The organism is Candidatus Poriferisodalis sp. (assembly GCF_965215815.1).
GTDB lineage: Bacteria > Actinomycetota > Acidimicrobiia > Acidimicrobiales > Poriferisodalaceae > Poriferisodalis.
In genome coordinates this window covers 1,456,483-1,480,004 of sequence record NZ_CBDCEO010000012.1, presented here as the reverse complement: position 1 = coordinate 1,480,004, position 23,522 = coordinate 1,456,483, and the positions used below count along the sequence as shown (strand labels likewise).

General features: G+C 66.2%; 18 protein-coding genes and 3 tRNA genes. 7 read left to right on the top strand and 14 right to left on the bottom strand.

Annotated features, from left to right (window positions below; translation table 11 throughout):
• Nucleotides 1-20: 20 nt before the first annotated feature.
• The 7 genes from ACOOHB_RS08530 to ACOOHB_RS08500 all read right to left on the bottom strand — a co-directional run bounded on the left by ACOOHB_RS08530 (nucleotide 21) and on the right by ACOOHB_RS08500 (nucleotide 5,466).
• A complete protein-coding gene (locus ACOOHB_RS08530; RefSeq protein WP_420444358.1) occupies nucleotides 21-1,028 on the bottom strand; it encodes a diaminopimelate epimerase in 1,008 nt (335 codons plus the stop codon).
• Between the two features lie 236 nt (nucleotides 1,029-1,264).
• Complete coding sequence (locus ACOOHB_RS08525) at nucleotides 1,265-2,224, bottom strand: SDR family oxidoreductase (RefSeq protein WP_420444357.1); 960 nt, start codon at nucleotides 2,222-2,224, stop codon at nucleotides 1,265-1,267.
• A gap of 144 nt (nucleotides 2,225-2,368) precedes the next feature.
• Nucleotides 2,369-2,445 (bottom strand) — tRNA-Gly (locus ACOOHB_RS08520).
• Between the two features lie 86 nt (nucleotides 2,446-2,531).
• Nucleotides 2,532-2,756, bottom strand: a complete 225-nt coding sequence (locus ACOOHB_RS08515; RefSeq protein WP_420444356.1) for a hypothetical protein — start codon at nucleotides 2,754-2,756, stop codon at nucleotides 2,532-2,534.
• On the bottom strand, nucleotides 2,753-2,962 hold the full coding sequence (locus ACOOHB_RS08510) for a hypothetical protein (RefSeq protein ID WP_420444355.1): 210 nt from the start codon (nucleotides 2,960-2,962) through the stop codon (nucleotides 2,753-2,755). Before ACOOHB_RS08510 ends, ACOOHB_RS08515 begins: the two co-directional genes overlap by 4 nt.
• Nucleotides 2,959-4,200, bottom strand: a complete 1,242-nt coding sequence (metX, locus tag ACOOHB_RS08505) for a homoserine O-acetyltransferase MetX (protein ID WP_420444354.1) — start codon at nucleotides 4,198-4,200, stop codon at nucleotides 2,959-2,961. The genes ACOOHB_RS08510 and metX overlap by 4 nt, the downstream gene beginning before the upstream one ends.
• 96 nt (nucleotides 4,201-4,296) lie before the next feature.
• Nucleotides 4,297-5,466, bottom strand: a complete 1,170-nt coding sequence (locus tag ACOOHB_RS08500; RefSeq protein ID WP_420444353.1) for a DEAD/DEAH box helicase — start codon at nucleotides 5,464-5,466, stop codon at nucleotides 4,297-4,299.
• Nucleotides 5,467-5,622: 156 nt separating this feature from the next.
• Between ACOOHB_RS08500 and ACOOHB_RS08495 the strand changes: the two genes are divergently transcribed.
• Both ACOOHB_RS08495 and ACOOHB_RS08490 read left to right on the top strand, forming a co-directional pair.
• Nucleotides 5,623-5,693: transfer RNA gene (locus ACOOHB_RS08495), tRNA-Cys, on the top strand.
• A 44-nt stretch (nucleotides 5,694-5,737) separates the two neighbouring features.
• Nucleotides 5,738-5,811: transfer RNA gene (locus tag ACOOHB_RS08490), tRNA-Val, on the top strand.
• A gap of 208 nt (nucleotides 5,812-6,019) precedes the next feature.
• Here ACOOHB_RS08490 and ACOOHB_RS08485 read toward each other — a convergent pair.
• Genes ACOOHB_RS08485 through ACOOHB_RS08475 form a run of 3 tightly spaced genes read right to left on the bottom strand, consistent with a single transcriptional unit; the run spans nucleotide 6,020 to nucleotide 9,557 of the window.
• Entirely contained in the window at nucleotides 6,020-8,011 is a 1,992-nt protein-coding gene (locus ACOOHB_RS08485; protein ID WP_420444352.1) for a hypothetical protein, read from the bottom strand.
• Nucleotides 8,008-9,297 (bottom strand): hypothetical protein, encoded by a 1,290-nt coding sequence (locus ACOOHB_RS08480; protein ID WP_420444351.1) that lies wholly within the window; start codon nucleotides 9,295-9,297, stop codon nucleotides 8,008-8,010. Before ACOOHB_RS08480 ends, ACOOHB_RS08485 begins: the two co-directional genes overlap by 4 nt.
• Nucleotides 9,297-9,557, bottom strand: a complete 261-nt coding sequence (locus tag ACOOHB_RS08475) for a hypothetical protein (protein WP_420444350.1) — start codon at nucleotides 9,555-9,557, stop codon at nucleotides 9,297-9,299. Before ACOOHB_RS08475 ends, ACOOHB_RS08480 begins: the two co-directional genes overlap by 1 nt.
• Nucleotides 9,558-10,093: 536 nt before the next feature.
• Between ACOOHB_RS08475 and ACOOHB_RS08470 the strand changes: the two genes are divergently transcribed.
• A complete protein-coding gene (locus ACOOHB_RS08470) occupies nucleotides 10,094-10,222 on the top strand; it encodes a hypothetical protein (RefSeq protein ID WP_420444349.1) in 129 nt (42 codons plus the stop codon).
• Between the two features lie 210 nt (nucleotides 10,223-10,432).
• Nucleotides 10,433-11,281 (top strand): hypothetical protein, encoded by an 849-nt coding sequence (locus ACOOHB_RS08465; RefSeq protein WP_420444348.1) that lies wholly within the window; start codon nucleotides 10,433-10,435, stop codon nucleotides 11,279-11,281.
• 224 nt (nucleotides 11,282-11,505) lie between these two features.
• On the opposite strand, the gene ACOOHB_RS08460 is transcribed toward ACOOHB_RS08465, so the two are convergent.
• Both ACOOHB_RS08460 and ACOOHB_RS08455 read right to left on the bottom strand, forming a co-directional pair.
• Nucleotides 11,506-12,837 (bottom strand): DNA methyltransferase, encoded by a 1,332-nt coding sequence (locus tag ACOOHB_RS08460; RefSeq protein WP_420444347.1) that lies wholly within the window; start codon nucleotides 12,835-12,837, stop codon nucleotides 11,506-11,508.
• A gap of 193 nt (nucleotides 12,838-13,030) precedes the next feature.
• A complete protein-coding gene (locus tag ACOOHB_RS08455; RefSeq protein ID WP_420444346.1) occupies nucleotides 13,031-14,095 on the bottom strand; it encodes an IS110 family transposase in 1,065 nt (354 codons plus the stop codon).
• A 294-nt stretch (nucleotides 14,096-14,389) separates the two neighbouring features.
• Between ACOOHB_RS08455 and ACOOHB_RS08450 the strand changes: the two genes are divergently transcribed.
• Entirely contained in the window at nucleotides 14,390-14,587 is a 198-nt protein-coding gene (locus ACOOHB_RS08450) for a hypothetical protein (RefSeq protein ID WP_420444345.1), read from the top strand.
• Nucleotides 14,588-14,837: 250 nt separating this feature from the next.
• On the opposite strand, the gene ACOOHB_RS08445 is transcribed toward ACOOHB_RS08450, so the two are convergent.
• Together ACOOHB_RS08445 and ACOOHB_RS08440 are read right to left on the bottom strand one after the other, a co-directional pair.
• Complete coding sequence (locus ACOOHB_RS08445; protein ID WP_420444344.1) at nucleotides 14,838-18,008, bottom strand: cell wall-binding repeat-containing protein; 3,171 nt, start codon at nucleotides 18,006-18,008, stop codon at nucleotides 14,838-14,840.
• Between the two features lie 369 nt (nucleotides 18,009-18,377).
• Nucleotides 18,378-20,819, bottom strand: coding sequence for a hypothetical protein (locus ACOOHB_RS08440; protein ID WP_420444343.1), 2,442 nt, complete (start codon nucleotides 20,817-20,819; stop codon nucleotides 18,378-18,380).
• A gap of 705 nt (nucleotides 20,820-21,524) precedes the next feature.
• Here ACOOHB_RS08440 and ACOOHB_RS08435 point away from each other — a divergent pair.
• On the top strand, nucleotides 21,525-22,535 hold the full coding sequence (locus ACOOHB_RS08435; RefSeq protein ID WP_420444342.1) for a transposase: 1,011 nt from the start codon (nucleotides 21,525-21,527) through the stop codon (nucleotides 22,533-22,535).
• A gap of 54 nt (nucleotides 22,536-22,589) precedes the next feature.
• Complete coding sequence (locus ACOOHB_RS08430; protein ID WP_420444341.1) at nucleotides 22,590-23,495, top strand: integrase core domain-containing protein; 906 nt, start codon at nucleotides 22,590-22,592, stop codon at nucleotides 23,493-23,495.
• The last annotated feature ends 27 nt before the right edge of the window (nucleotides 23,496-23,522 follow it).

The window sequence follows — 23,522 nt, the reverse complement described above, 5'->3', positions numbered from 1 at the left end:
CGACTGTTCAGAGTCAGCCATCAAGCATCCAGCCAAGGCCCACGCAACGGCCACCCAATATCCGCGACGTGATCGGCCCACACCTGGAGCACTGGGGGCTTGTCAGCCGCGACCTGGGCAATTGTCGCCAATCCGCCTGGCATCGAAACGCTTGTGAAGATGTCACTCGTGATCAGACCCCATTCACGGGCTCGGGTCACGGCGACCACGGCGCCGGTTCCGCAGGCGTCGGTCAACCCAGCACCACGTTCCCACACTGACATTCCTAGGCTCGATTGAGGCTGGCCGGCGGCCTTCGATGGCCCATCGTTGGGCCAAACGAATTCGACGTTGATGCCACCGTGGAAGTGTCCTTCGTAGAGAGCTCCTAGACGAGCGGTCTCGTCAGCCGTCACCCTGCTCTCGGCGGCAATGACGAGATGCGGATTGCCGACATCTCCGGTGCTGCGCGCTGCATCCCCGAATGAGCCGGATATGAGCTCGTCGAGCGCAGGGCAAATCTCGGGACCAGCCATGACCGGTGGCAGCGTGATGTCGATGTGTGTGTCGATCGGAATCGGTTCGCCGTCGACGGACTCGACATAGGGGCTGTGCCACCGAACGTTTCGAGTCCCTGAGTCGGTCGCGATCTTCAGGTCAAGAGAGGCGTCGCGAAGATCATGGATATGCGATGACCAGGGTTCTTGAGCGCTTGCAACAGCATTCGCGAGACAGGCCGAGCCGTTCCCACTCATCGCGGCGCGGCTCCCGTCGGAGTTGTACAGCACCATCCGAACTGTCGCGTTGCCATCTGGATAGCTGGATCCACTGTCGGTATTCTCGTGCCACGTCGGATTCGACCAAACGGGTTCGATTCCCAGAAGCAGGCCGTCGGCCCCGACACCGGTTCGCCGATTGCAGGCTTCCCGCGCCAGCCCAGGCCAGTCGAGTCGAAGCGCATCGAGTTGGGACTTCGCCTCATCGCTGAGCAGCGCGATGAGAAAGTCATTGCCGAGGCCGTGATGCTTAGTGAGCTGCAACGTCTCCACAGGTCCATTCTCACACCTCGCCGCTCCGATGCACGTACGGAATTCACCCAAGCAGCGGCACCAGCGACGACCGGAGAACCGAACCGAAGAGGGGTGGGCGGGGGCAGGGGTGCCCACGCGCAGTTCGCAGCGCCACAGCCCATCCACCCTGCAACGGGCGGCGCTGCGCATGTTTGAGCATGGGTGCGCCTGCCCCCGTCCACCCCGGGGGCAACAGCGACGGACACCCAACGCGCCTACACAGTGGCTTCGCGCCTGCCGAACCCCTTGAAAGTGTCACCAATAGCAGTAGCCACCGAAGCCAGCTTCGACCGACCCTCATTCAGCCGAGGCGCAATCTGCGTCAGACCATCGACCGTCCACCGCCCATCCGTGGCGATGATGTCGTCGTTCGACAAAGACCAGCCTTGGTACAACCCCACCTCGTTGCCGCCGACGTGGAACACGCCTCCGGTGAACGGGCAGCTGTCCATGGCCAGATAGGCCACCAGCGGGCTGATGTTGGCCGGGTCGTACAGGTCGAAGTCGGCCGGATCTTCCGGTGCGCGCACCACCTCTTCGAGCCCCGGCGTCTGCAAGGTGAGCCGAGTGCGTGCGATCGGCGCCAGGCAGTTCACTCGCACGCTGTAGCGCGCCAGCTCGCCGGCGGCCACAAGCGTCATGGCGGCAATGCCGGCCTTCGCGCCCGAGTAGTTGAGCTGGCCGAGGTTGCCGAGCATGGCGCCCGATGCGGTGTTGATGACCGAGCCGCTGACTTCCTTGCCGGCTTTGGACTGCTCTCGCCAGTAGGCAGCGGCCCAGCGGGTAGGGCAGAAATGCCCCTTCATATGGACGTCGACGACAGCGTCCCATTCGGGCTCGGTCATGTTGACCACGACTCGGTCGCGCAGGATGCCGGCATTGTTCACGAGAACGTGCAGGTCGCCAAAGGCCTCGACAGCCTGGTTCACCATCCGCTGAGCGCCCTCCCAGTCGGTGACGTTGTCCCCGTTGGCGACGGCCTCACCGCCCATGGCTTCGATCTCAGCGACAACTTCGTCGGCGGGACCCTGGTCGGCACCGGTTCCGTCGGTGGTGCCGCCGAGGTCATTGACAACGATCTTCGCCCCTTCCGAAGCCATCAGCAGGGCATGTTCACGGCCGATGCCGCGGCCCGCGCCGGTGATCAGGACGACACGTCCGTCGAGTGCACCCATGTTGTTCTCCCGTTCCTGATGATCGCTGGGGCGCGCCACAGACGCAGCCTTGGGTCATGAATGGCCGAAAAGCCGCACAAGGTTGGCACATACGGACGCTCGACGCGACGGCAACTGCTGTCGCGGAGCACCCAAGAGGCTGCGTGGAGCGGATGACCGGGGTCGAACCGGCGACCTCAACCTTGGCAAGGTTGCGCTCTAACCAACTGAGCTACATCCGCGCGGGCGGATCACTGTAGCAAGCGGCCACCGCAGAGACGCGTGGATTCAGCGGGCCGTTACGGCTCCGAACGGCTGAGAAACGCTGCTACTCCCCAGGGGAGCGCAAGTCGATGCGCAGGGTCAAGATCCCGTCGACGAGCGTCGCCTCGGCGTCGCCGATCATCGCGTAGTCCATGAAGTCCAGTTCGGCCTGACGGATGAAGTGCAGCCGCTCTTCGCCGCCGACTGCGGGCAGATTCCGCTTGCGCACTGCCTGGGCGCGCTCTGCGAATCGGGTGATCATTTCTTGGGGATCGAAGGTTTCACTCATGAAGTCCCCCTTACGGTGCTTTCTTCACCTTGCCACGGCTGCGGGGCCGTCCGTCGCAGGTACAGCACGAATCCCGTGGCGCATGCCACGGTGAGCACGCCGAGCAGCGTCACGAGCAGCCACCACACCCCCAAGCCCGATCCGACGGCCTCGGACGGCACGCTGGTGTGCGCATCGGCCAGCAGTGCCGCGGCGCTGCCGGTCAACGGGTTGCCCCCGAGGGTCCCGCGTCGCTCTTGTAGACGTCGTCGATGAACTCGCCCATCGGGGGCCCGGTCTGGTCGGGCTCGGTGAGGAAGCCGTCGTGGCCGTTGTCGCTGTCGATGTCGATGTGTTCGACTCGCATCGTCGGGCGGCGCGCCAATGCTTCCACGATCCTCAACTGCTGGGGCCGCGGATACAGGAAGTCTGTGCGAACGCTCATCACCATGGTCGGCGCGACGATGCGGTTGAGCGCTGCATCGATGCCTCCGCGACCGCGGCCGACATCGTGGAGATCCATCAGCTTGTTCAGCACCAGGTACGTGTTGGCGTCGAAGCGGGGCACGAACTTTGCGCCCTGGTAGTCCAGGTAGCTCTCGACGTCGAAGCGTTGCTCAAGCCGCAGGGGCAGCACCGGATCTTCGCTGTGGCGGGCGAACCGGCGATCGAATTCGTCGCCGGAGCGGTAGTGGATCATGGCGATGCGCCGTGCATTGGCAAGGCCTCGATGTGGTCCGTCCCCGTCGGCTGCGTCGTAGTAGCGGCCGCCTCTGAACTTGGAATCGTCCAGGATTGCCTGGCGGCCGACATTGCTCCAGGCAATCTGCTGCGCAGAAGCATCGGCTGCCGACGCGATCACCACCAGCGAGCCGACCCGCTGGGGATAGGTGATGCCCCACTCCAGCACGGTCATGCCGCCCATGGAGCCGCCGACCACCGCAAGCCAGCGGTCGATACCGAGGTGACGGCCCAGCGCCCACTGTGACCGCACGATGTCGCGGTTGGTGACGACGGGGAAGTCAGGCCCGTAACGCTCGCCGGTGGCCGGGTTCACCGACGAGGGGCCGGTACTGCCTTGGCAGCCACCAAGCACGTTGGCGCACACCACGAAGTGCCGGTTGGTGTCGAGTGGTCGGCCGGGACCGATGAAGTCGTTCCACCAGCCTTCAGTGGGTTGCGATGGCGGATGCGCGAGGCCATGCGCGTGGGCGTCGCCGGTCAGTGCGTGGCAGACCAGCACTGCGTTGGCTGCGTCGGCATCGAGGGCACCCCAGGTCTCGTATGCAAGCACGGGGCCGGCCAGGGTGCCACCGCCTTCCAGCGTGAACGGTCGATCCGGTGACAGCTCGAAGAACCGCCGCCCGGCCGCGCCAAGGCCCGGGTGCCATGCACCCGAGGCGGGCAGCGGCCAGGCCGCCGCATCGCCGCTCAGGGCGCTTGCGCGCCTCGCCGCACTGTCCACAGCTGAGCCTTCGTACCTCGGTGCCTTCGTCCAGCGGTTGATCTGCCGCTGGAATGGCAAGGGTACCGGTCAGTTCGCGCCCGTCTAAAGCGGATTTCAGCGGCCGCTGTTGTCACTGCCGGCGGCGAATGCCAGGAGGTCGTCGAGGCGTTCATCGTTCGAGAACATGTCGTGCAAGGGCAGCCGCAGTCCCAGCCGGCGCTGAAGCTGGCGGACTTCGAGTTCTTCGTCCCAGAGGAACATCGTCACCGCTGTGCCGCCGCGTCCTGCCCGAGCGGTACGGCCCGAGCGGTGCAGATAGGTCTTGTGCTCGGCGGGCACGTTGTAGTGCACCACGACGTCGACCTCGTCGATGTGCAGGCCGCGGGCGGCGACATCGGTGGCCACGAGCGCGGTGATCTTGCCCTTCATGAAGTCCGAAAGCGCCCGCTCTCGTTTGACTTGCGGCAGATCGCCGTGAATGGCACCGGTCTTGACACCTTCGTCACGCAGGTCTCCGCAGAGCCGGTCGGCACCGCGCTTGGTTCGCGTGAACAGCAGTGTTCGGCCGTTGGCACCGATGATGCGCGCAGCCACCCGGACCCGGTCCATCTTGTGGACCGAGAGGAACAGGTGGCCCATTTCCGCGACGGTGACCTCTCGTTCTTCGACTTCGTGGAAGACGGGGTCGCGGAGGTAGCGCTTGACGAGGGTGTCGACCACGCCGTCGAGCGTGGCCGAGAACAGCAGCGTCTGGTGCCGGCCGTCGATGTGCCGCAGCACCCATTCGACCTGGGGCAGGAAGCCCATGTCGGCCATGCGGTCGGCCTCGTCGACGACGACCCGCTGGATGCCGCCAACGTCGACGGCGTTTCGCTCGATGAGGTCGATGAGACGGCCGGGCGTGGCGATGATGACATCCATGCCGGCGCCCAGCAGCTCGATCTGTCGCTCGATGTTGGTGCCGCCGTAGGTGGCAATCGACCGGATGTCCATGGCCTTTGCAAGCGGCTCGACGACCGTGGCGATCTGGTTCGCCAGCTCTCGTGTCGGCGTCAGCATGAGCGTGGTCGGTCGGCCGTCCGCAGAGCGTGGCGTGAGCGCGAGCGTCGGCAAGCCGAACGCCAGCGTCTTGCCGGAGCCGGTCTTGGCCTTGCCGCACACGTCTCGACCGGCGAGAGCTTCGGCAATGGTCAGTTCTTGGATGGCGAACGGTTCGGTGATGCCTTGATCAGCCAAGGTGTCGCACATGGACTCGGGAACGCCGAGTTCACTAAAAGTTGTCACAATAATCTTTTCAGAGGGCGTGACCCGCGAGGTGCGCACGTCGCGACGACTCGTGCGACAACGCTGGGCAGTGAGGCCACGCGGCGAACTGCCTTGGCGGACGAGTGTACGGCGGGTAACCCCGCGCACGTCGGACGGTACCCTCACCCGGACTCGGGCGGAGTGGCCGAGTGGTTAGGCAGCGGCCTGCAAAGCCGTGTACGCCGGTTCGAATCCGGTCTCCGCCTCGGCTGCGCACTGCACCCGCAGTGCTACCGTTTAAAACCCTTTCGGGCGATTGGCGCAGTTGGTTAGCGCGCTTGCATGACACGCAAGAGGTCACAGGTTCGAATCCTGTATCGCCCACGACGGGCTTGTTTGCGAATTGTTGGGTCTGATGTTTGCGATTTGGCCCGAGGTGCGCGTCTGGGGGCCGTTTGAAGGCGCGCGGCGGGGATTTCTGGGTTTGTCAGCGTTTCAGTGGGGCTAGAGGGCGCCGATCCTTGTGTTCAGAGAGTTTTCGGGCGCGATAAGGCAGGCGGCTAGCAGCCGCCTGCCTTGATTTGGGGTTCGCTCAGTGCTTCGGCGGGCTTCTGCTGTTTGGCGGGGTTCCGCGAGGGTGCGCTTTCTGTTTGCGTTGGTGGTTGCGCCGTTGCCGGTTGCTCTTGCCGGAGCGCGCTGGTGCGGTGGTGTGATCGTTGTTGACAGCGGCGTCTGGTTCAGGGGTCGATTCGTCGGTGTGTGTTGATGCCGCGGTGACTGTGTCGTCGGGTTCGGGTTTCTTCAGGTCATCTCGTTTGGCGTCAGTGGGCTGTTTGTCGCGTGCTTGCGTGCCGTCGTTCTTGTCTGTGGCGGTTGAGATCTTGTTGGCTTGCTCTTGGGTTTCTTGGTGTTCGAGTTCGTATCGGCGAACTTCTTCGAGATTCAGGATGACGAGGTTGAGCGTCGCGGCAATGATGTGGGCGACGAAGTCGTGGATTCGACAGGTTTCTTCGTCGAATCCACCCTCGTTCTTGGCTCTGGAGTTGCCGGTCTCGACGATCGAGCGTCGTCCGTAGTCGGCATCCCATGCGGGTGTGGACCATGGTCTGTCTTGCAGGCGGACGGCTTGTTCGGGTGGCACTTTGAAATAGCGCTCGGCGTACACGATGTCGGTGGGGTACTCGGCGGCGTCCTGGTTGGCGGTGTGCATGGTGTGCTCGGTGCCGATGCGTCCGGCTGCGAGGGGGGTCTGGTACTGGTAGCCGCCGCCGGGGAGTTTCCTGTTGACGCTGCATCGGAGCTTGGCGCGCTCGGTGTACCACGCGTTGACGTCGTCCTCGGTGACTTCCTCGCCGGTTTCCGGGTCGACGGTGCCGATTTCGGGGGGTTCCACGATGGCGGGGTCGAGCCAGCCGGGGAACAGCGCTCCGACGTGCTGGTAGTAGAGGTTCTGGTTGCGCCCGAATGTCGGGGTCTTGGGATTCGCGACTTCGGTGGTGGTGTAGTCCATCGTGGCGTTCAGGCCGAGTGCGTGGCATGCGAGCACGAAATCAGGGCTGTTGGTGATGATCCGGTCAGCGAGCACGTCGCGTGCTCGGGAGAAGCCACGCTCGAAGTTGCGTGCCAGGACTGCGGAGGATGGTGCGGCATGCGTTGAGGCAGGAATGACGCGCGTCCCGACAAAAAACTGCGGCACGTCGGGTCCGTGCTGGTAGCGCTCAGGGTCGCCTTGCCAGCAGAAATCGCGTACTGCGACGGCGGTGATGAGATCGTGCCCGTCGAATTTTTCGCGTTGGTCCTTGCGGGTCTTGGTGCGGCGCCCCCTTCGCACGGTGGGGCAAAGGGTCGGGATCGGCCGTCCGTCTGGTCCGAGTTCGCCGGGTCTGGTGCCGCACGGGTTCTTCAGGTCCGACAGGTCGGGTTCGTCGAGCCCGAGTTCGTCGGCGCGTCGCTGTGCGAACTCGGCGACGATGTCCTTCTTGGGCGTGAAGATCCTGTTCGTCGCCCAGGCCGGCCAGCAGGTGCCGTCTATCGCCACTGCCGTGATCTTGTCCCGCCACTCGGGGGGTATGGACGCTCGGATCATCTCGTCGGACCACCAGTACGCCAGCATGTACATGCCGTCCTCGTCGAGCCATCCGTAGTCTCCGTAGAAGGGGTGTCGTGCGTGGTCCACGAGCGCTTTTTCGAGTTTGCGGCACAGCGTCGCGACGGTGGAATAACTGATCGGGCTTTCGTTGCGATCCGCGATGCCGACCTCGGCGGCAGTCTCGTCGGTGATCTTGGCGACCTCCGCTGTGATTTCGCTGCGCTTGTAGGTGCGGCGCTCCGCCAAAGCGCGCAGCGCCGCGACCAGAGCGCCTTCGATGCCGAGTCGCGACTGGCGTCCGCGGTGGCCGTGCAGCATCTGCTTGAGCAGCGGCAGGGTCCCCGAGCGCTCGATGACCTCCCGGTACTGCGCCTCTTGCACATGCTGAGGCTGGTGGCGCTGGCGGTGGCGGCTGGGATGATCAGGAGGCAGCCCTGAGTAGTCGCGTTTCCAGTCAGGGACCGTTGCGTCGTCGGGTTCGGCCGCGGTGCTCATGCCCCGAGCGCCTGTTCGACTGCATCGGCGTCGGAGAGGTCGGCTGCGACATGGCGGATGAGCTGGGTGATGGTGTCATGCGTGACGGACCCGGTGATCCGGGACAGCGCCGCGGGCGGCGTCCCGGCTTCGATGTGTGCAGCCACAAAGGTGTTGCGCGACGCGGTCAGCGACAGGCTCCGGTCGCCGACGCGGATTCGCTGCGCGATCTGGCTTGCTGCACCCGGCTTGTCGGACGCGACGAACTGTGACCGGTCCTCCAACGCGACAAGCTCGTGGATGAGCGATTCGTAGTCGCTGCGCACAGGCACTCGGCGTGCCTTGTCTCCCCGCACACGAATCTCCCAGCGCCCGTCGGGACGCTGAGTGAGGTCGCCGTATTCGGCGTCGGCCATCTCGGGTCCGCTCAGTCCCGCTCCCGGCGCTGCGATGGCGACCCACAAGCGCGCCCTGCGGTCGCGGCGCGGCAGCAATGCCGCACGGCGGAACTGCACTTCGGTCTTCGCGTCGTAAGGGGCGGCGACACTGCGTGCTGGCATCGGCTGCGGCGGACGCGGCCACGCTGCAGGATTAATGATTGGCCCGAAGCGTCGCAGCACGCCTCGTGCGCGGTTCTTCCAGTTGGCGTCGTGGTCGGCGTTGACGCGCATCACCCAGGTCTCGGTGTTGTTCGGGGTGTGCATCGTCACCGGGTCGCTGTGACGGTCGTCGACAGCCCACAGCGCGAAGCCCGCCAGTATCCGCAGCCACGTGCGTGCCTCGTCCACATCGGCGGGCTCGGCTTCCAGCACCCAAGCGCGCACTTCAGGCAAGACCGTTTCCAAGTTGCGCGGGCTGCCGTGCCGCCAGCGCTGAGGTCGCCACCGGGCAGCCATCGCGGCGATCTCCTCAGGATCGGTCTTCGCTCGTTTCGGGCGCGGCGGCGGGTTTATGAATCGAGCCATTTCGCTGTCGAGCAGCGGCACTGGTGCTCCCAGCCGGATCGCCGAGGCGACGATGTGTTTCGCCTTCCATCGCCGGCGGCGCATCTCGTCCGGGTCGCGGTCGCGCACCACCTCGCCGTGGCGGTCGCGCAACGGCTCCGAAGTCCACTCCAGCAGCACCGCGATGTCCGTTTCCGGCCATGTCGTGATGCCGTGCAGACCCGAGAACGCGAACAACGAAGGCGCCGCACCCGCCACGCTCTTGGCGGACTCGACCGCCAGGCCGCTGTTCGTTCTGACGTCGGCACGGATCGCCGCCGCCCAGTCCGACAGCGGAGCGCCCGGATCAGGCGGTACCGGCATCACCGGCGATCCTCTTTGTCCGGTTCCGCTGGCAGCGCGACATCGGCCGCGGTGCGCACGTGGACGCACTCGGCCATGTGCACCGTGACGTGATTGCGGCGCAGGTCGAAGCCGCTTGCGGCCTCTTCGGGCGCCACGTGACCGGGTGCCGGGAACGGCGCCACCGTGATTAAGGGCGTCGGACGGCCCGTCAGGGCGCGCCGGTCTGGTTGCCTGGCGGTCGGCCGGCTCGGCGGCGGGACGTTCGGTTTAGGTTCCATGTTGTTGTTGGAGCCAGCCGCGGTGCTGTTCGCAGTTCGGGTGTGCGGTGCCGCGGCTGGTCCATCTGAGAATGGGAACCCTGCGAACTTGCAGTCGCGCCGGATCTCTCCGAAACCGTCGATTTCCCAGCACCCATGCGGGTTTCCGCGTTTTTGGACTTGTCGCGGTTTCGCGCGATCCGGGCCGTCGCTGAGCGCGCGGCGGTCCGTTTGCCTGGCGGTTGGCCGGCTCGGCTCGGTGGCGGGGGTCGTAGTGTTCATTTCGTCGTAGTGGTCAGCCGCGGTGCCGTTCGCTTGGTCGTGGATCGGTGCCGCGGCTGCTGCGGCGAACAATGGACGACGCCACCTGGTGGCAACCCTGTGCGGAGCGGTTCGGTGCGCGATTCCCCAGCACCCATGCGGGTTTGCGGGGATCGGGAATCGGCGCGACTGTGCGCGGCGCCAGCCGTGACGCAGCGCGCGGCGGTCCGTTTGGCTGGCGGTTGGCCGGCTCGGGATCGGGGTGCGTGGGGTACGTTCCATGTCGAGTTGTTCTTGTGGCAGCCGCGGCGCCGTTCGATTGGTCGTTGGGCGGTGCTGCGGCTGCTGCGTTCGAGATTGCGCTCTGGGACCTGGTGGTGGGCCAAAAGGCCGTGCGAAAAATCAATACGTCCTGGTCAGAATGATCTGAAGTCATGGATCACCAGCACGTTCGGACGCCCGGAGAGTTCCCGCACCGAGCGGCACGTGCTGGGCGGACGGCCCCGAGCACTGCGTGTCTCAGGTCCGTGACGGGCGTGCGCTATGGCGACAGCGAACGTGCAGCAGCGGGACAGCGGTGACGCGTACTGTCGTGGTCGGCGCTGACGCGTTCGACGAGCCGAGGAGCCGTTCTGGTGCCGCAGATCGTTCCCGAGCCGACCGTGCAGATGTGGGCAGCGCTCAGCATCGTTCGCGCGTTCGGAGGCAGAGCCGGCGGCGGTCCTGTCGGCACAGCGGCGGTGTTCACCCGAGCGCACCGGCGGCGGCTGCCGGTGTGGTCCGACGCGTTGCGGCAGTGGTTCGTGGTCGTGGCTGTCGCACCCGAGACGGCCGCCGCGACCAAGTCGGTCGCTGACCCGGACGCGCCGTGCTACCGCATCGACCGCCGACAGCTCGAGTACCTGGCCGACGCCTACGACGACCGCAGCCATCCCGACGTCGTCTACGTGCTGCCCGATCCCCGCGAACGGCCCGCCGTTCGGGACGGCGCGCAGCCGCCGTGGTGGCATCCCTCGGTCGGGGCGAGGTTCGGCGAATGGGCGTACGCGATCCGAGGCACCGACCTGCGGGCTCTGGTCGGCACGAACCAGACGAGCGCGTCAGCGAGGCTCCGCTGGGCCAAAGACCTCGACCCGAGGCCCTTGCGCGACGACAAGTCGCAAGAGCAGGGCGATGTGAGCTGCCTGCCCCATCCCACCGTGTCGCCGGAGACAGAGGGGTCACAGCTGTGGAGCGACTTGCTCGACGAGATGCGCCGAGGCGAGGAACCCATGGGGCTCGCATTGCGCTCTTCGCGGCTCCCCAGGGAGCGCCGTCCCTTCGGCGACAACAGGGACCGCGGCCACGACGATCTGGGCTACACCCATGACGCCGTCGTTGCTGCGCGCGAGGTGCTCGACGACAAACGGGCCCGCAGCCCGCTTCACGCCGGGATCATCTGGGGCCCGAACGACCCGTTGCGACGCTCTGAGAGTCCTCGCTGACCCCGACTTCAGGCGTCGAGGTCGACATCGCACCTCACGAGTCCTGGCCCCAGCCGGCAATCGGCAGCGGATCGCGAGCCACGCGCCCTGCCGGCACCCCGCCAAGGCGCAGGCGCTGCGAAGCCCCTCGAAAGCTCCGCGCACTGCTCAGCGGCTTGCCGCGGCGCGCTTGCGCAGCAGGAGCCTCCCCAGGGCCAGGTGGAGCGTCGTCGGGGTCCGCGGCTCTATCGGCTTGACGGCGTCACGAACACGAGCGAGTCCTCTGTGGCCATCATCGGAGCGTGCTCATTGCGAGCAGCCATACGACGCTGCGAGGGCAGCATTCGGGTGATCGCTCCCTTCTTGTCGAGCCCCCGCGATGCGGCCAGCTCAGAAAAGATCTTGCGCAGCGGCACACGCCGACCGCCGACGTGGCGGTCGCCGACGGTCCACACATGAACTGCCCCAGGTGCCGAGGCAGCGACGATGCGTTCGAGGCAGTGGTCGAGATCGGCGACGAAACGCAGTACACGCTTGGCCCGGTCAGCCGGACGATCAGCCAGCTTCCGCAGCGTCACAGCGAGAGCCTCCGACTCGGGCGCCGCTCGTCCCACCGGTGCTCTCATCGACCCTCCCAGGCTCCCGGTGTCGGTCTCGTAGGCGGTTGCTGGGTGGCGGCAGTCGGTGATACGCGCCAGCTCGCTCGCCGGTATCCACCGCAAGGGCAGATATGAGGCCTGACCGTAAGCGACGGTGGTCTGGTTGTCACCATATGGCGGGGACGTGACCACCAGATCGAAGCCGCGGCGCGGCAGTACCTTGTCGTCAGCGGTCCGCACGTCGTCGCACGCCAGCCGCACCTGCCGACACCTGCCGCCTCCTGAGTCGGACAGGTCCCGCCTGTACTGCGCAAGCCGCGCAGCGAACCGCTCGGCAGTCTCGACGAACACATCGATCACCGCCAAAGGTCGGCGCACATCGCCCAAGAGGCGGATGTGGAGCTTGCAAGTCGACATCCGCGAGTTGCTGACCCGGCGGACAGTCTCCGCAAGACACACCCACAAGAAATCCCGAGCCGAATCGTCGCCCACCCCAAGAACGGCTCGACGCAGGCGCCCCAGATCCATAGCCACATCCTCTCGGAACCACTTCTCCAAACCGTTGAACCGGCAGTCCGGCCGCAGGCGCCAGTCCGATCCTGCGACCATGCCGACCTCCACAGCCCGCCACACGAACTCAGCGGCGCGCAACGAACCGGCCTTGACCGCGCAGATCAGCACCGCAAGCGGATTGATGTCGATGCCTGTGAACTCCAGCGATCTCATCCGCGCTGCATCCAACGTGGTGCCCGACCCCACAAAAGGATCCAGCACCGCCGCCCCATCAGGCAGCGCAGGCAGAACCGCGTCGAAGATCGCCGACTGCACCGAAGGGACCATCATCGCCGGGTACTGAAACAAAACAGGACCCGACGACGCCCGACGACCGTCAAACTCGCCGCGCTTCGAAAGCTCCGCCACAGCCTCGATGCGCGCCTCGAGTCCCTCGAATCGTGATGCGCTCGACGAACTCCCCATCACCCGACGGCGTAGAGAGAGCGAATCGCCCCGGCGCGAATAGCGGGGGCAAGCCGCAGCGAATGGTCCAGCGGCCTCGCCTCTCGCAGACCATGCGCCGCCCGAAGCACGCCTCGCACAAGCAGTCTCGCAACGGATCCGCAGACACCTCACAGCCCACAACCTGAATCGCCCCGGGACGTTCCTATAGGTGTCAAGTGCGGGTTGTGAGGGTGGAGAGGTCGGCTCGGAGGGTGCGGTAGAGCTCTCGGGCGACGAAGCGTTTGAGGCAGCGGATGGCTTCTTTTTTGGTCTTGCCGTCGGCGAGGCGGCGGTCGGTGTAGCTGCGGGTTCGTTCGCAGTAGCGGAGCCGGACGATGACGATCATGTGCAGGGCTCGGTTGGCGTCGCGGTTGGGTGCGAAGTTGAGTCGGTGACGCTGGGTGCGCCCGCTCGATGCGGGGACCGGCGCGGCTGCGCACAGGTGAGCGAAGGACGCTTCGGAGCCGAACCGGTCGATGTTGTGGCCCGCGGCGAGGGGCAGGGTCGCGGTGTGGTGAGTGCCGCACCCGAGGCGCGACAGAGTTGTGGGTGCTGCGGTAGCGACGAGCCGGTCGAGCCGGCGACCGAGCTCGTCGGCCTCAGCGCCGAGCTGGGCGACGCGGCGCCCGAGGCTGCGCAGTGCTGGGTTGGCGGCCTGGGCGGGATCGGCGAGGCGGTCGGTGTCGGGCCGCAACCGAGCGCACACAGCGGCGGTGCCCTCGAGGGTCCGGCGGGTGTCGAGCTGGTCGCGCAACGCGGCGGGAGCGGTGACGAGCAGGTCGCCGATCTGGCACAACGCGGCGGCGCGGGCCTTGACGGCGCTGTTTCGGGTCACGCTGAGCTGGCGGATCGCCTCGACGATGCCGGTGGTGTCGGTGGCGGCTGCGGTCGCTTCGCCCGAGAGCACCTTGCGCGCAGCGGCCTCAGCGTCGATGGCGTCGTTCTTGGCGCGACGCGAGCGCAGATGGGGGTGCGGCTGGTTGACCTCGATCACTCGACAGCCCTGATCGATCAGCGACCGGGTCAGAGCCGCACCGAACGATCCGGTGGACTCCACACCGACCGTGGCGACCGGGCCGAACGACGCGAGCCATGTGTGGGTCAAGCGGTAGCCGGCACGGGTCGCCGGGAACGATTCTGTGCCCAGTACTCGCCCGAGCGGGTCGAGCGCCGCGGCGACGTGGAAGTCGGTGTGGCAGTCAATCCCGCCGATCACCGCCTGTTGTGGATCTGGCATGCTGTTGTCCTTCATCTCGGAGCGGCTGTGCCGGGACGGGACGGACATAACAGTGATGAGGCATCTGTTGGCGCAGATTCCTATGAGGTCACGTCGCTCGTTCCGGACCGGCCGCAGCTGACAAGTCCGAGAAGCGGGCCGGCGACGTCGACGCGTCTCGGGCAAGGCACCCGCAAAACACGGGGCCGGTTTCGCGGCAAGTCAGATGTCGACGGCCCGCTCCCCGCGCACATCTTCACTGTTTGGTGGAGGCGGGTTGTCGGATTCTGTTGCCTTGGCCGTCTAGGCGGGCTGATGGCACGGAGGGGTTATTCGCCGGAGTTTCGGCGTCGGGTCGTGGATCTGGTCGAGGCCGGCGGCAAGTTCGCTGCGGTCGCTACTGACTTCGGGATCAGCGAGCAGCCGGTCTGCATCGTCGTCGGTGATGGCCAGCAGTTCGGCCTATGCCGTGCCACTCGCGGCACGTTCCGGAAATGGTCGAAACCGGCCTGAATCTCGTTCTCCGCGCCACCCTGACCTGCGGTTTTGTCCAAAACGCGTTCTGTAGACAGGCCAAATGCGTTCTGTAGAGACCTGTGCGAAATTCGCTGACCTGGGGAAACCCAATTTCGCACAGCCGCCAAGGCGATCTATATGAGTCTCGCTCTCCAAGGCTGGCTGCCAATCTCACCGGGCACATGACATTGCATGATTCCCACAGCCCATGTCCGTCGCTGGCGCGTCGGTGAACGCCTGCCGGTTGTCAGCCGCCAATCTGCCGCTTGTGTGTGCCGTCGGCATTCATGACCCAGAGCTGATGACCCTCCTCGGGGTATGCGATGTACATGCCGTCAGGCGACCACGCTGGAACGGTGCCCGAGTCGGTCAGCTGTTGCTTGTTGGTGCCATCAGCGTCGATGACCCAGATCCCTTCTCTGCTGGTGCCGTAGGCAATCTGGGTGCCGTCAGGCGACCACGCGGGCCAACCTCCGCCTGCATTGAGGTCGCGTTGGTTTGTCCCGTCGGAGTTCATTACCCAGACGCCTCCCGGACCTTGGTACGCGATTCGTTTGCCGTCAGGCGACCACGCCGGATCGAACCCGGAACTCGTGAGTTGCCTGAGGCCGGTGCCTTCGGCATTCACCAGCCAGATCCCTTCTCTGCTGGTGCCGTAGAGAATCTGGCTGCCGTCAGGCGACCACAGCGGCGTAGCGACGTTGGCATCAGAAAGTTCCCGGTGATTGGTGCCGTCGGCGTTCATCACCCACAAGCCGGTAACTCTCCGCCACCTAGTGCCCCAACCGGACCGCCACGTCCCGTCGGTGGCCTGGTACGCGATGCGCTCACCGTCGGGTGACCACACTGGGCCAAAACCCAGGTCGGTGAGTTGCCTGAGGCCGGTGCCGTCGGCGTTGATTGACCAAGTTCCGCCGTCGACCGAGTACGCGATTCGCTTGCTATCGGGCGACCACGACGGTGCGGAGCCAGTTTCGGAGAGTTGTCTGCCAGCGGTGCCGTCGGCGTTCATCGCCCAGATTCCGCTGGTGGCGACTCGGGTGCCATCGGGCGACCAAATGCCCGCACGACCGAGTGCCAACGGACGCTGGCCGACGCCGTCGACGTTCGTCAGCCACCACAAGCCATCTCGGAGGAATTGGACACGGCTTCCGTCCGGAGACCATCTGGGCATGGCGCCCTTCGAGACATATAGGCCCCCGCTGAGCTGTTCCTCCAAGTCGAGGAGGCAGGTGGCGTACCGGAATGGCGTCTCGGCGATGTTGTCGATCTTCACGTTGCTGACGGTGATCGAGTAGCAGAAATCTCCAGCCGTGGGATCGAAGAGCTCTTGGGAGTTCGAGTCTCCATAGACGGACCAGACGATCGCCGAACCCTGTCGACTGATGACGACGGCCGGCACGGCTCCATGGCTGTCGGTGACCGCCACGGTTGCCTCGCCGAAATCGGCGCCGGGCATCTGGAACGACCATCTGCCCCAGACGGCCGCTGCTGGCACGTAGCCGGCGGGCGGCCATGAGATGAAACCGCGTGCTTCGCGTACATCACGGTGAGCACCCAAGACGCCGGTCCCCACCACGTAGAGAGCATTCGTCGCACTATGGCGGGAATCGGGCTGGTAGGGGATGTTGCCGGTGCCCATTGCGCTCGACGACGGACGGAGAATCCAACGACGATGTCCGACGGGTTTGTTGTTCTCGCCTTCGTCCCTTATGTAACGGTTGATCCCCCAGACTCCGGACGCTCCCAGTCCGAGGTTGCTTGATCTCGCACCTAGTGCACCGGCGCTGCTGTAGCAAGCCCATTCCGAACCCGGGTAGTGCGACAGCTTCCCTCCCGCTGCCATTATCAAGGCGGCCGCTTGCGCTGCTGCCGAATATCTCGGATCCTCCGAGACAGCTTGAAGGCCAGCCATCTGCCGGTACCAGTTGACGCGTTGAATGACGCTGTCGCGATAGTCCTGACTGGTCGAACCGGCGTTGCACTCTTCCACGTTGCCGGTGAATTGCGGGTCGGGTTCTTCGCGTTCGAATTCGGCGCGATAGTTGGCCACGATTTCGGCGCGGTTCCAAGTGTCGAAGCCCGGCCGGTCGACGTAGGCATCGGCACCGAAGGTCCGCACCAGGACTGTCGATGCCTCGCTGGGCTTGCCGGAGTAGTCGCGCGCTGCACCTCGGGGCACCCAGATCACCACCGTGCCCGCAGCGGCGGGCGTGACGGTCATCTGGTAGCTGGCCGCGGAGCCGCGCAGGCCGCTGATCTGACCGTTCGCGATCCGGATGTCGTCGGCCGCGAGTCCGGTAACCGGACGGGTGAAGTCGATGTCGACTTCGAAGGGGCCGCTGACGGTGCGCCCTCGCGTTGACCGCAGCGTCACCTCTGCGGGACCGTCCGTGTCAGGACTTGGCGCCGAGAAGAAATCGCTCGCGATGGTGCGCTCCACGTCGGCGTTCGGCGCGAGCTGGGCGATCTCGTCCGCGATCGGTGCGGGCAGCGATGCAGTGTCGCCCACGAGGATGATCTCGCTGAGCGTGCGCCCCGCGATTGTCTCGCTTGCGGCATCGCCCAGGCTGTCGCGCTGTGTGTACAGCACAGCGGCATCGGTCCGCGCTGCGGCCAGCGACGCGGCAATGCCCACGTCGGTGAGCGACCAGCCGTTCGCGACGACTGCGACCGACGCGCCCCGGCCGAACGCGGCGCCGGCGAACATTGCAGCCGTGTCAGTGCGGTCCGAACCGCCGATGCGTTCCACGCTCGCCGTGGAAAGCGCCGACGCCAGCTCGGAATCGACGCTGGTGCTCAACGCGGCGGTGCCGCCCACCAGCAACACCCGACTGGGTCGAACAGCGCCCAGCACCTCGCTCGTCGGTGCTCCGAGGCCGTCCGCAGCGCTGTACAGCACAGCGTCCGCCGCGCCTGACGCCACCGCCGAGGCTGCAGTGCCTACATCCGACAACGACCAGCCGTTCGCGATCACCACAGTGGAGCCACGCACGCCCTCCAGCACGCGATGCGCGGCCAGCGCCGCAGTTTCGATTCGGTCGGCACCCTGCAGCCGCTCGATCGTCGCCTGTGGCGCCAGACGCCCGATGTGGGTTTCGATCGGCAACGCCAGCACAGCCGTGCCACCGACGAGCAGTACGCCATCGGGAGCACGGCGCGCGACGGCACGCGTTCCAGCATCGCCGAGCGCGTCCGCGGCGTATGCGAACACCACCGCATCGGCCTCGCCTGCAGCCACCAGCGAAGCCGCAGTGCCAATGTCCGACAGGGACGCGCTGTTGGCCACAGCCACCACGCCGCCCGAACTCGCAGATTGTGCAGCGGCCTGTACCGGCATCAGCGTTGCCGCGCAGACCGCCAGTACCACCGCCATCCACCACTCGGTTCGGCGCAGCACCCTCTTGGTTGCCATCATCACAGCCATCTCCGATATGGGCTCGGGATCGAAATTCTGCTGACCGAGATGTGCTCACAATGGTCGTTCGGGTGGCCCACGACAAACGGAACTGTACGAGGCGAGGCACCCAATGGGTCTGATCCACGAGTGTCCCGCCACGACGCTGTGCGTCGCTGCTTGGTCACGTTGATTCCGAATCTCATCAGTAATTCGCTGCCACGCTTGAACAGAGAGGGCAAAGCAACTGCCGAACGCTGACGGTGCCGCTGATTCTGTCGGTGAATGTGCCGCCGCCGGCGACTCAGACCCTCGGCTTGATGCCCGCAGCGAGTCACACGGCGGCGCAGCGGGCGAGCGCTGCGGCGCAGCTGGCGGCGTTCATGCTCGTCAATGCACAACCGAAGCCCCCGAGCCCCAGCATTGGACGCTGCCGTTGCTGCGCAGCCCGCACGTATGGGTCCAGCCGGCGGTGATGGCGGTGAACGTGCCGCCTGGAGGCGTCGCCTGCCCGGCGCGGTTTTGGCCCCAGCATTCGGCGGTGCCGTCGCTGCGCAGCCCACACGTATGTTCACTGCCGGCGGTGATGGCGATGAACGTGCCGCCTGGAGGCGTCGCCTGCCCGTACTTGTTGTAGCCCCAGCATTCGGCGCTGCCGTTGCTGCGCAGCCCGCACGTATGGGTCCAGCCGGCGGTGATGGCAGTGAACGTGCCGCCTGGAGGCGTCGCCTGCCCGTACTTGTTGTAGCCCCAGCATTCGGCGGTGCCGTCGCTGCGCAGCCCGCACGCATGCAACCCGCCTGTGGTGATGGTGGTGAACGCTCCGCCGAGTGGCGTCGACTGCCCTGCGCGGTTTTGGCCCCAGCATTCGGCGGTGCCGTCGCTGCGCAGCCCGCACGTATGTTCACTGCCTGCGGTGATGGCGGTGAACGCGCCGCCGGGCGGCGTCGCCTGCCCGAAGTAGAGGTCGTAGTCTGGCAGGCCGTTGCTGCCCCAGCATTCGGCGGTGCCGTCGCTGCGCAGCCCGCACGTATGTTCACTGCCTGCGGTGATGGCGGTGAACGCGCCGCCGGGCGGCGTTGCCTGCCCGTCGCGGTTGGAGCCCCAGCATTGGGCGGTGCCGTCGCTGCGCAGCCCGCACTTATGGCGGTGGCCGGCGGTGATGGCGGTGAACGCTCCGCCGGGCGGCGTCGCCCCCCCGTCGAAGTTGGAGCCCCAGCATTCGGCGGTGCCGTTGCTGCGCAGCCCGCACGTATGGGCCCGGCCGCCGCTGATGGCGGTGAACGCGCCGCCGGGCGGCGTTGCCTGCCCGTAGTCGTTGTTGCCCCAGCATTCGGCGGTGCCGTCGCTGCGCAGCCCGCACGCATAGCCCCCGCTGGCGGTGATGGCGGTGAACGCGCCGCCGAGTGGCGTTGCCTGCCCGTCGCGGTTGGAGCCCCAGCATTGGGCGGTGCCGTCGCTGCGCAGCCCGCACGTAAGGGCCGAGTCTGCGGCGGTGATGGCGGTGAACGCGCCGCCTGGAGGCGTCGCCTCGCCTTCGTGGTTCCAGCCCTCGCGCGCGCCGCCCCAGCATCGGGCCGTGCCGTTGCTGCGCAGCCCGCACGTATGGCTCAAGGCGACGGTGATGGCGGTGAACGTGCCGCCTGGAGGCGTCAACTGCCCGTAGTCGTTGTTGCCCCAGCATTCGGCGGTGCCATTGGTGCGCAGCCCGCACGTACGCTGCGCGCCTGCGGTGATGGCGGTGAACGTGCCGCCTGGAGGCGTCGCCTGCCCGGATTCCTTGCGGCCCCAGCATTGGGCGCTGCCGTCGTTGCGCAGTCCGCACGTATGCTGCCAGCCTGCGGTGATGGCGGTGAACGTGCCGCTTGGTGGCGTCGCTTGCCCGTAGTCGTTGTTGCCCCAGCATTGGGCGGTGCCGTCGTTGCGCAGCGCGCACGTATGCTGCTGGCCCGTGGCGATGGCGGTGTACGTCGGGGCGGTATCGGCGTCGGCGTCGGCGTCGGCGTGGGTGTCTTGGACTGTGCGACCGATCAGGTCGATCGTCGCCCAGCGGTCCGCGCCGCCGATGCGCTCGGTTCCTTGTCGGTTCGCGACCTTCGAGGCGGGCACCGCGGTGGTGCCGCCCACTACGTACCCGCCTGCTTGCGCGACTTCGAGGCGGGCTGATTGGTCGGCGGGCATGGGTTGATCGCGCGGCCCAGCGAGCACAATGCAGTCGGTGCCGATGGAGGCTGCCAGCAAGGCAGCGGCGTAGATGTCTGACTGCGCGCCCGCGTCGCTCGCGACGACCACCGCCACGTCACCGGCGCAATCAGCCCAAGCCTGCGGGGGCAGCGCCACGCCGGGCGGACGCTGCGCCGGGGGCGTGTCGGGCATGACTGTCACGGCGGGCGGAGTCGTGCCGGTGAGCACAGACGCGACCGCCTGGCCGATCAGGTTGATTGTCGCCCAGCGGTCCGCGCCGCCGATGCGTCGAGTGCCTTGCCGGTTCGCGAGCTTCGAGGCGGGCACCGCTGCGGTGCCGCCCACGACGTAACCGCCCGCCTGTGCCGCATCGAGACGAACCGTCTGATCGGCGGGCATCGCTTGATCGCGGGGTCCGGCCAACACGATGCAATCAGTACCAATGGACGCCGCTAGCAGCGCTGCGGCGTAGATGTCTGACTGTGCGCCCGCGTCGCTCGCGACGACCACCGCCACGTCACCGGCGCAATCAGCCCAAGCCTGCGGCGGCAACACCGCCGCCGAAGCTGCCTGCGCGCCCGCAGGAACCACCGCCAGCAGCGACGCCGCAACCAGCACACCCAACGAACCAACAAGCCTCTTAGACATCAGCGTGCTCTCCTCGCCTGCGGATCGACACGAACAGCGGCGATAATACGCAGTACAACTTGACACACAGCACTACGAGGCGGGGTTGCGAGCAACGGTCCAGCCGTTGCCGCTTCCCGCGCAAACGCTTCCCCGCCTAAACAGCGCCAGCCAGCCAAACACGCCGAAGCGCTCACCCTCAGCCGGACCTCGCGTCACCGTCAAGGCCCGCAAGCAGGCAACTTAGGCGATCATCGGGCGCAGGTCGCCTCCAACGGTGCTGTGCGGCGCCGCGTGGACCCCATCCGGTGGTCTCCTTATCGGGACAGCCTGAGACACCCGAGCTGTGGTCATGTGGCGTGACAACGGGTCGTGGCACGGAAATTTGCTGGCGTGCCTGCACCGCAACATCAGTAACTGAGACTTGGGCGAAAGTCGCTGACCTGTGGCTTTATGACCAAAATGGCGGCCAAAACACGGGTCCAGGCGATTTACGCAACACATCTTGGAATCACTGCGCGCAAGATGCACCAGCGCAAGCGACCTGCCCATGCGATGCGACCAGGCCGGGCTGTTGACAGTGCCCACGTCGCGGCCGCCAACCCGCAGGGTCTCGCCCCTGTGAGTGCCCAAAATGTGGTCGTGTGCGTTGAACAGGCACGATGCGCCTACATCCTGGGTCCTATGTGTCGGATTCTGTATCGGTTGCTCGTGTCGTTGGCCCGCATGGCTGTTCGCTCGGGACGCTCAAAGGACCTTGAGGTCATCGTGCTGCGCCACCAGCTCACAGTGCTGCACCGCCTGAACAACCGACCAGCCCTCGCAGAGGAGGACCGAGCCCTGCTGGGTGCGGTCGCGGCGGCCCTGTCGCGACCGCGGCGAGCGGACTGGCTCGTCACACCAGAGACCCTGTTGCGCTGGCACCGACAGCGGATCGCCCGCCACTGGACCCAGCCCTGCCGGGCGCCCGGCCGGCCCCGCACCTCTGTGGAGCTGCGTCGTCTCATCATCGAGATGGCCACCAGCAACCCCACGTGGGGCTACCGCCGCATCACCGGCGAACTCGTCGGCCTCGGCCACCGCGTTGGAGCCTGCGCTGTGTGGAGAATCCTCAAACACCACCACATCGACCCCGCCCCGCAGCGCACGAGCGTGACCTGGACCCAGTTCCTGGGTTCCCAGGCCGCCGTCGCATGTGGCTTCGCGACCGTCGACACAGCCCTGCTGCGCCGCTATTACCTGCTGTTCTTCATCGACATCACCAACCGCGAAGTCCTCTATGGCGCCATCACAACCAACCCGACCGGCGCATGGACCACCCAAGCCGCCCGCAACCTGTTCGTGCGTCACCCACAGCGGCTCACCCACACCCGAGCCCTCCTTCGAGACCGCGCCAGCCAGTTCACCGGCGACTTCGACGAGATCTTCCGAACCGAAGGCCTCAAGATCCTCAAGACCCCGGTCCGCGTCCCAGTGGCCAACGCGTTCGCCGAACGCCGGATCGGCACCCTGCGCCGAGAGCTCCTCGACCGCACCGTCATCTGGAACCAACACCAGCTCGAACACCTCGTCACCGACTACATCGACCACTACAACAGCCACCGGCCCCACCGCTCGCTCAATCAACGACCCCCAGCGTCGACGCAACCGCCAAACGCCAACGGACAACAGCAGCTTCGAATCATCCGAGCGACACGCTGCGATGGCCTCATCAACGAATACCGAAGAGCCGCCTGACCAGCCACGACAGGGTTTCGGGCACCCACACGCTCGAAGGACCTTGAGATCATTGTGCTGCGCCACCAGATCGCAGTCCTTCACCGACAGAACAACCGACCAGCGCTCGCCGACGAGGACCGGGCCCTGCTAGGTGCGGTCGCGGCGGCGCTGTCGCGACCGCAGCGAGCCGGCTGGCTCGTCACACCAGAGACCCTGTTGCGCTGGCACCGACAGCGGATCGCCCGCCACTGGACCCAACCCTGCCGGACGCCCGGGCGGCCCTGCACCTCTGTGGAGCTGCGTCGCCTCATCATCGAGATGGCCACCAGCAACCCCACGTGGGGCTACCGCCGCATCACCGGCGAGCTCATCGGCCTCGGCCACCGCGTTGGAGCCTCCACTGTGTGGAGAATCCTCAAACACCACCACATCGATCCCGCCCCGCAGCGCACGAGCGTTTCCTGGACCCAGTTTCTGCGCTCCCAGGCCGCCGTTGCCTGTGACTTGGTAACCGTCGACACAGCCCTGTTGCGCCGCTATTACCTGCTGTTCTTCATCGACATCACCAACCGCGAAGTCCTCTACGGCGCCATCACAACCAACCCCACCGGCGCCTGGACCACCCAACCAGCGCGCAACCTGTTCCTGCGCCACAACGAACGACTCGCCGATGCCCGAGCACTCGTCGGTGACCGTGCCAGCCAATACATCGACACCTTCGACAAGATCCTCCTGTCCCGTGTCAAGGTTCTCAAGACCCCCGCCCGCACCCCGGTGGCCAACACCTTCGCCCAACGCTGGATCGGCACCCTGCGACGCGAGGTCCTCGACCGCACCGTCATCTGGAACCAACACCAGCTCCAGCGACTCGTCACCGACTACATCGACCACTACAACGCTTTTCGAGAAAACCGGTTACCCGAGGAATCCAGCGCGACGCTGCGACCAGGGACTTTGGGATTTCGTTCCAGCGCCTAGTCATTCATATTACTATCTTCGACTGTA

Bases quoted from the DNA above. Each gene is read 5' to 3' on its own strand.
- ACOOHB_RS08435 (WP_420444342.1), top strand. From the start codon at position 21,525: ATGGCTGTTCGCTCGGGACGCTCAAAGGACCTTGAGGTCATCGTGCTG.
- ACOOHB_RS08455 (WP_420444346.1), bottom strand. From the start codon at position 14,095: ATGCCAGATCCACAACAGGCGGTGATCGGCGGGATTGACTGCCACACC.
- ACOOHB_RS08485 (WP_420444352.1), bottom strand. From the start codon at position 8,011: ATGAGCACCGCGGCCGAACCCGACGACGCAACGGTCCCTGACTGGAAA.
- ACOOHB_RS08460 (WP_420444347.1), bottom strand. From the start codon at position 12,837: ATGGGGAGTTCGTCGAGCGCATCACGATTCGAGGGACTCGAGGCGCGC.
- ACOOHB_RS08475 (WP_420444350.1), bottom strand. From the start codon at position 9,557: ATGGAACCTAAACCGAACGTCCCGCCGCCGAGCCGGCCGACCGCCAGG.
- ACOOHB_RS08480 (WP_420444351.1), bottom strand. From the start codon at position 9,297: ATGCCGGTACCGCCTGATCCGGGCGCTCCGCTGTCGGACTGGGCGGCG.
- ACOOHB_RS08440 (WP_420444343.1), bottom strand. From the start codon at position 20,819: ATGTCTAAGAGGCTTGTTGGTTCGTTGGGTGTGCTGGTTGCGGCGTCG.
- ACOOHB_RS08445 (WP_420444344.1), bottom strand. From the start codon at position 18,008: ATGATGGCAACCAAGAGGGTGCTGCGCCGAACCGAGTGGTGGATGGCG.
- ACOOHB_RS08450 (WP_420444345.1), top strand. From the start codon at position 14,390: ATGGCACGGAGGGGTTATTCGCCGGAGTTTCGGCGTCGGGTCGTGGAT.
- ACOOHB_RS08515 (WP_420444356.1), bottom strand. From the start codon at position 2,756: ATGAGTGAAACCTTCGATCCCCAAGAAATGATCACCCGATTCGCAGAG.
- ACOOHB_RS08525 (WP_420444357.1), bottom strand. From the start codon at position 2,224: ATGGGTGCACTCGACGGACGTGTCGTCCTGATCACCGGCGCGGGCCGC.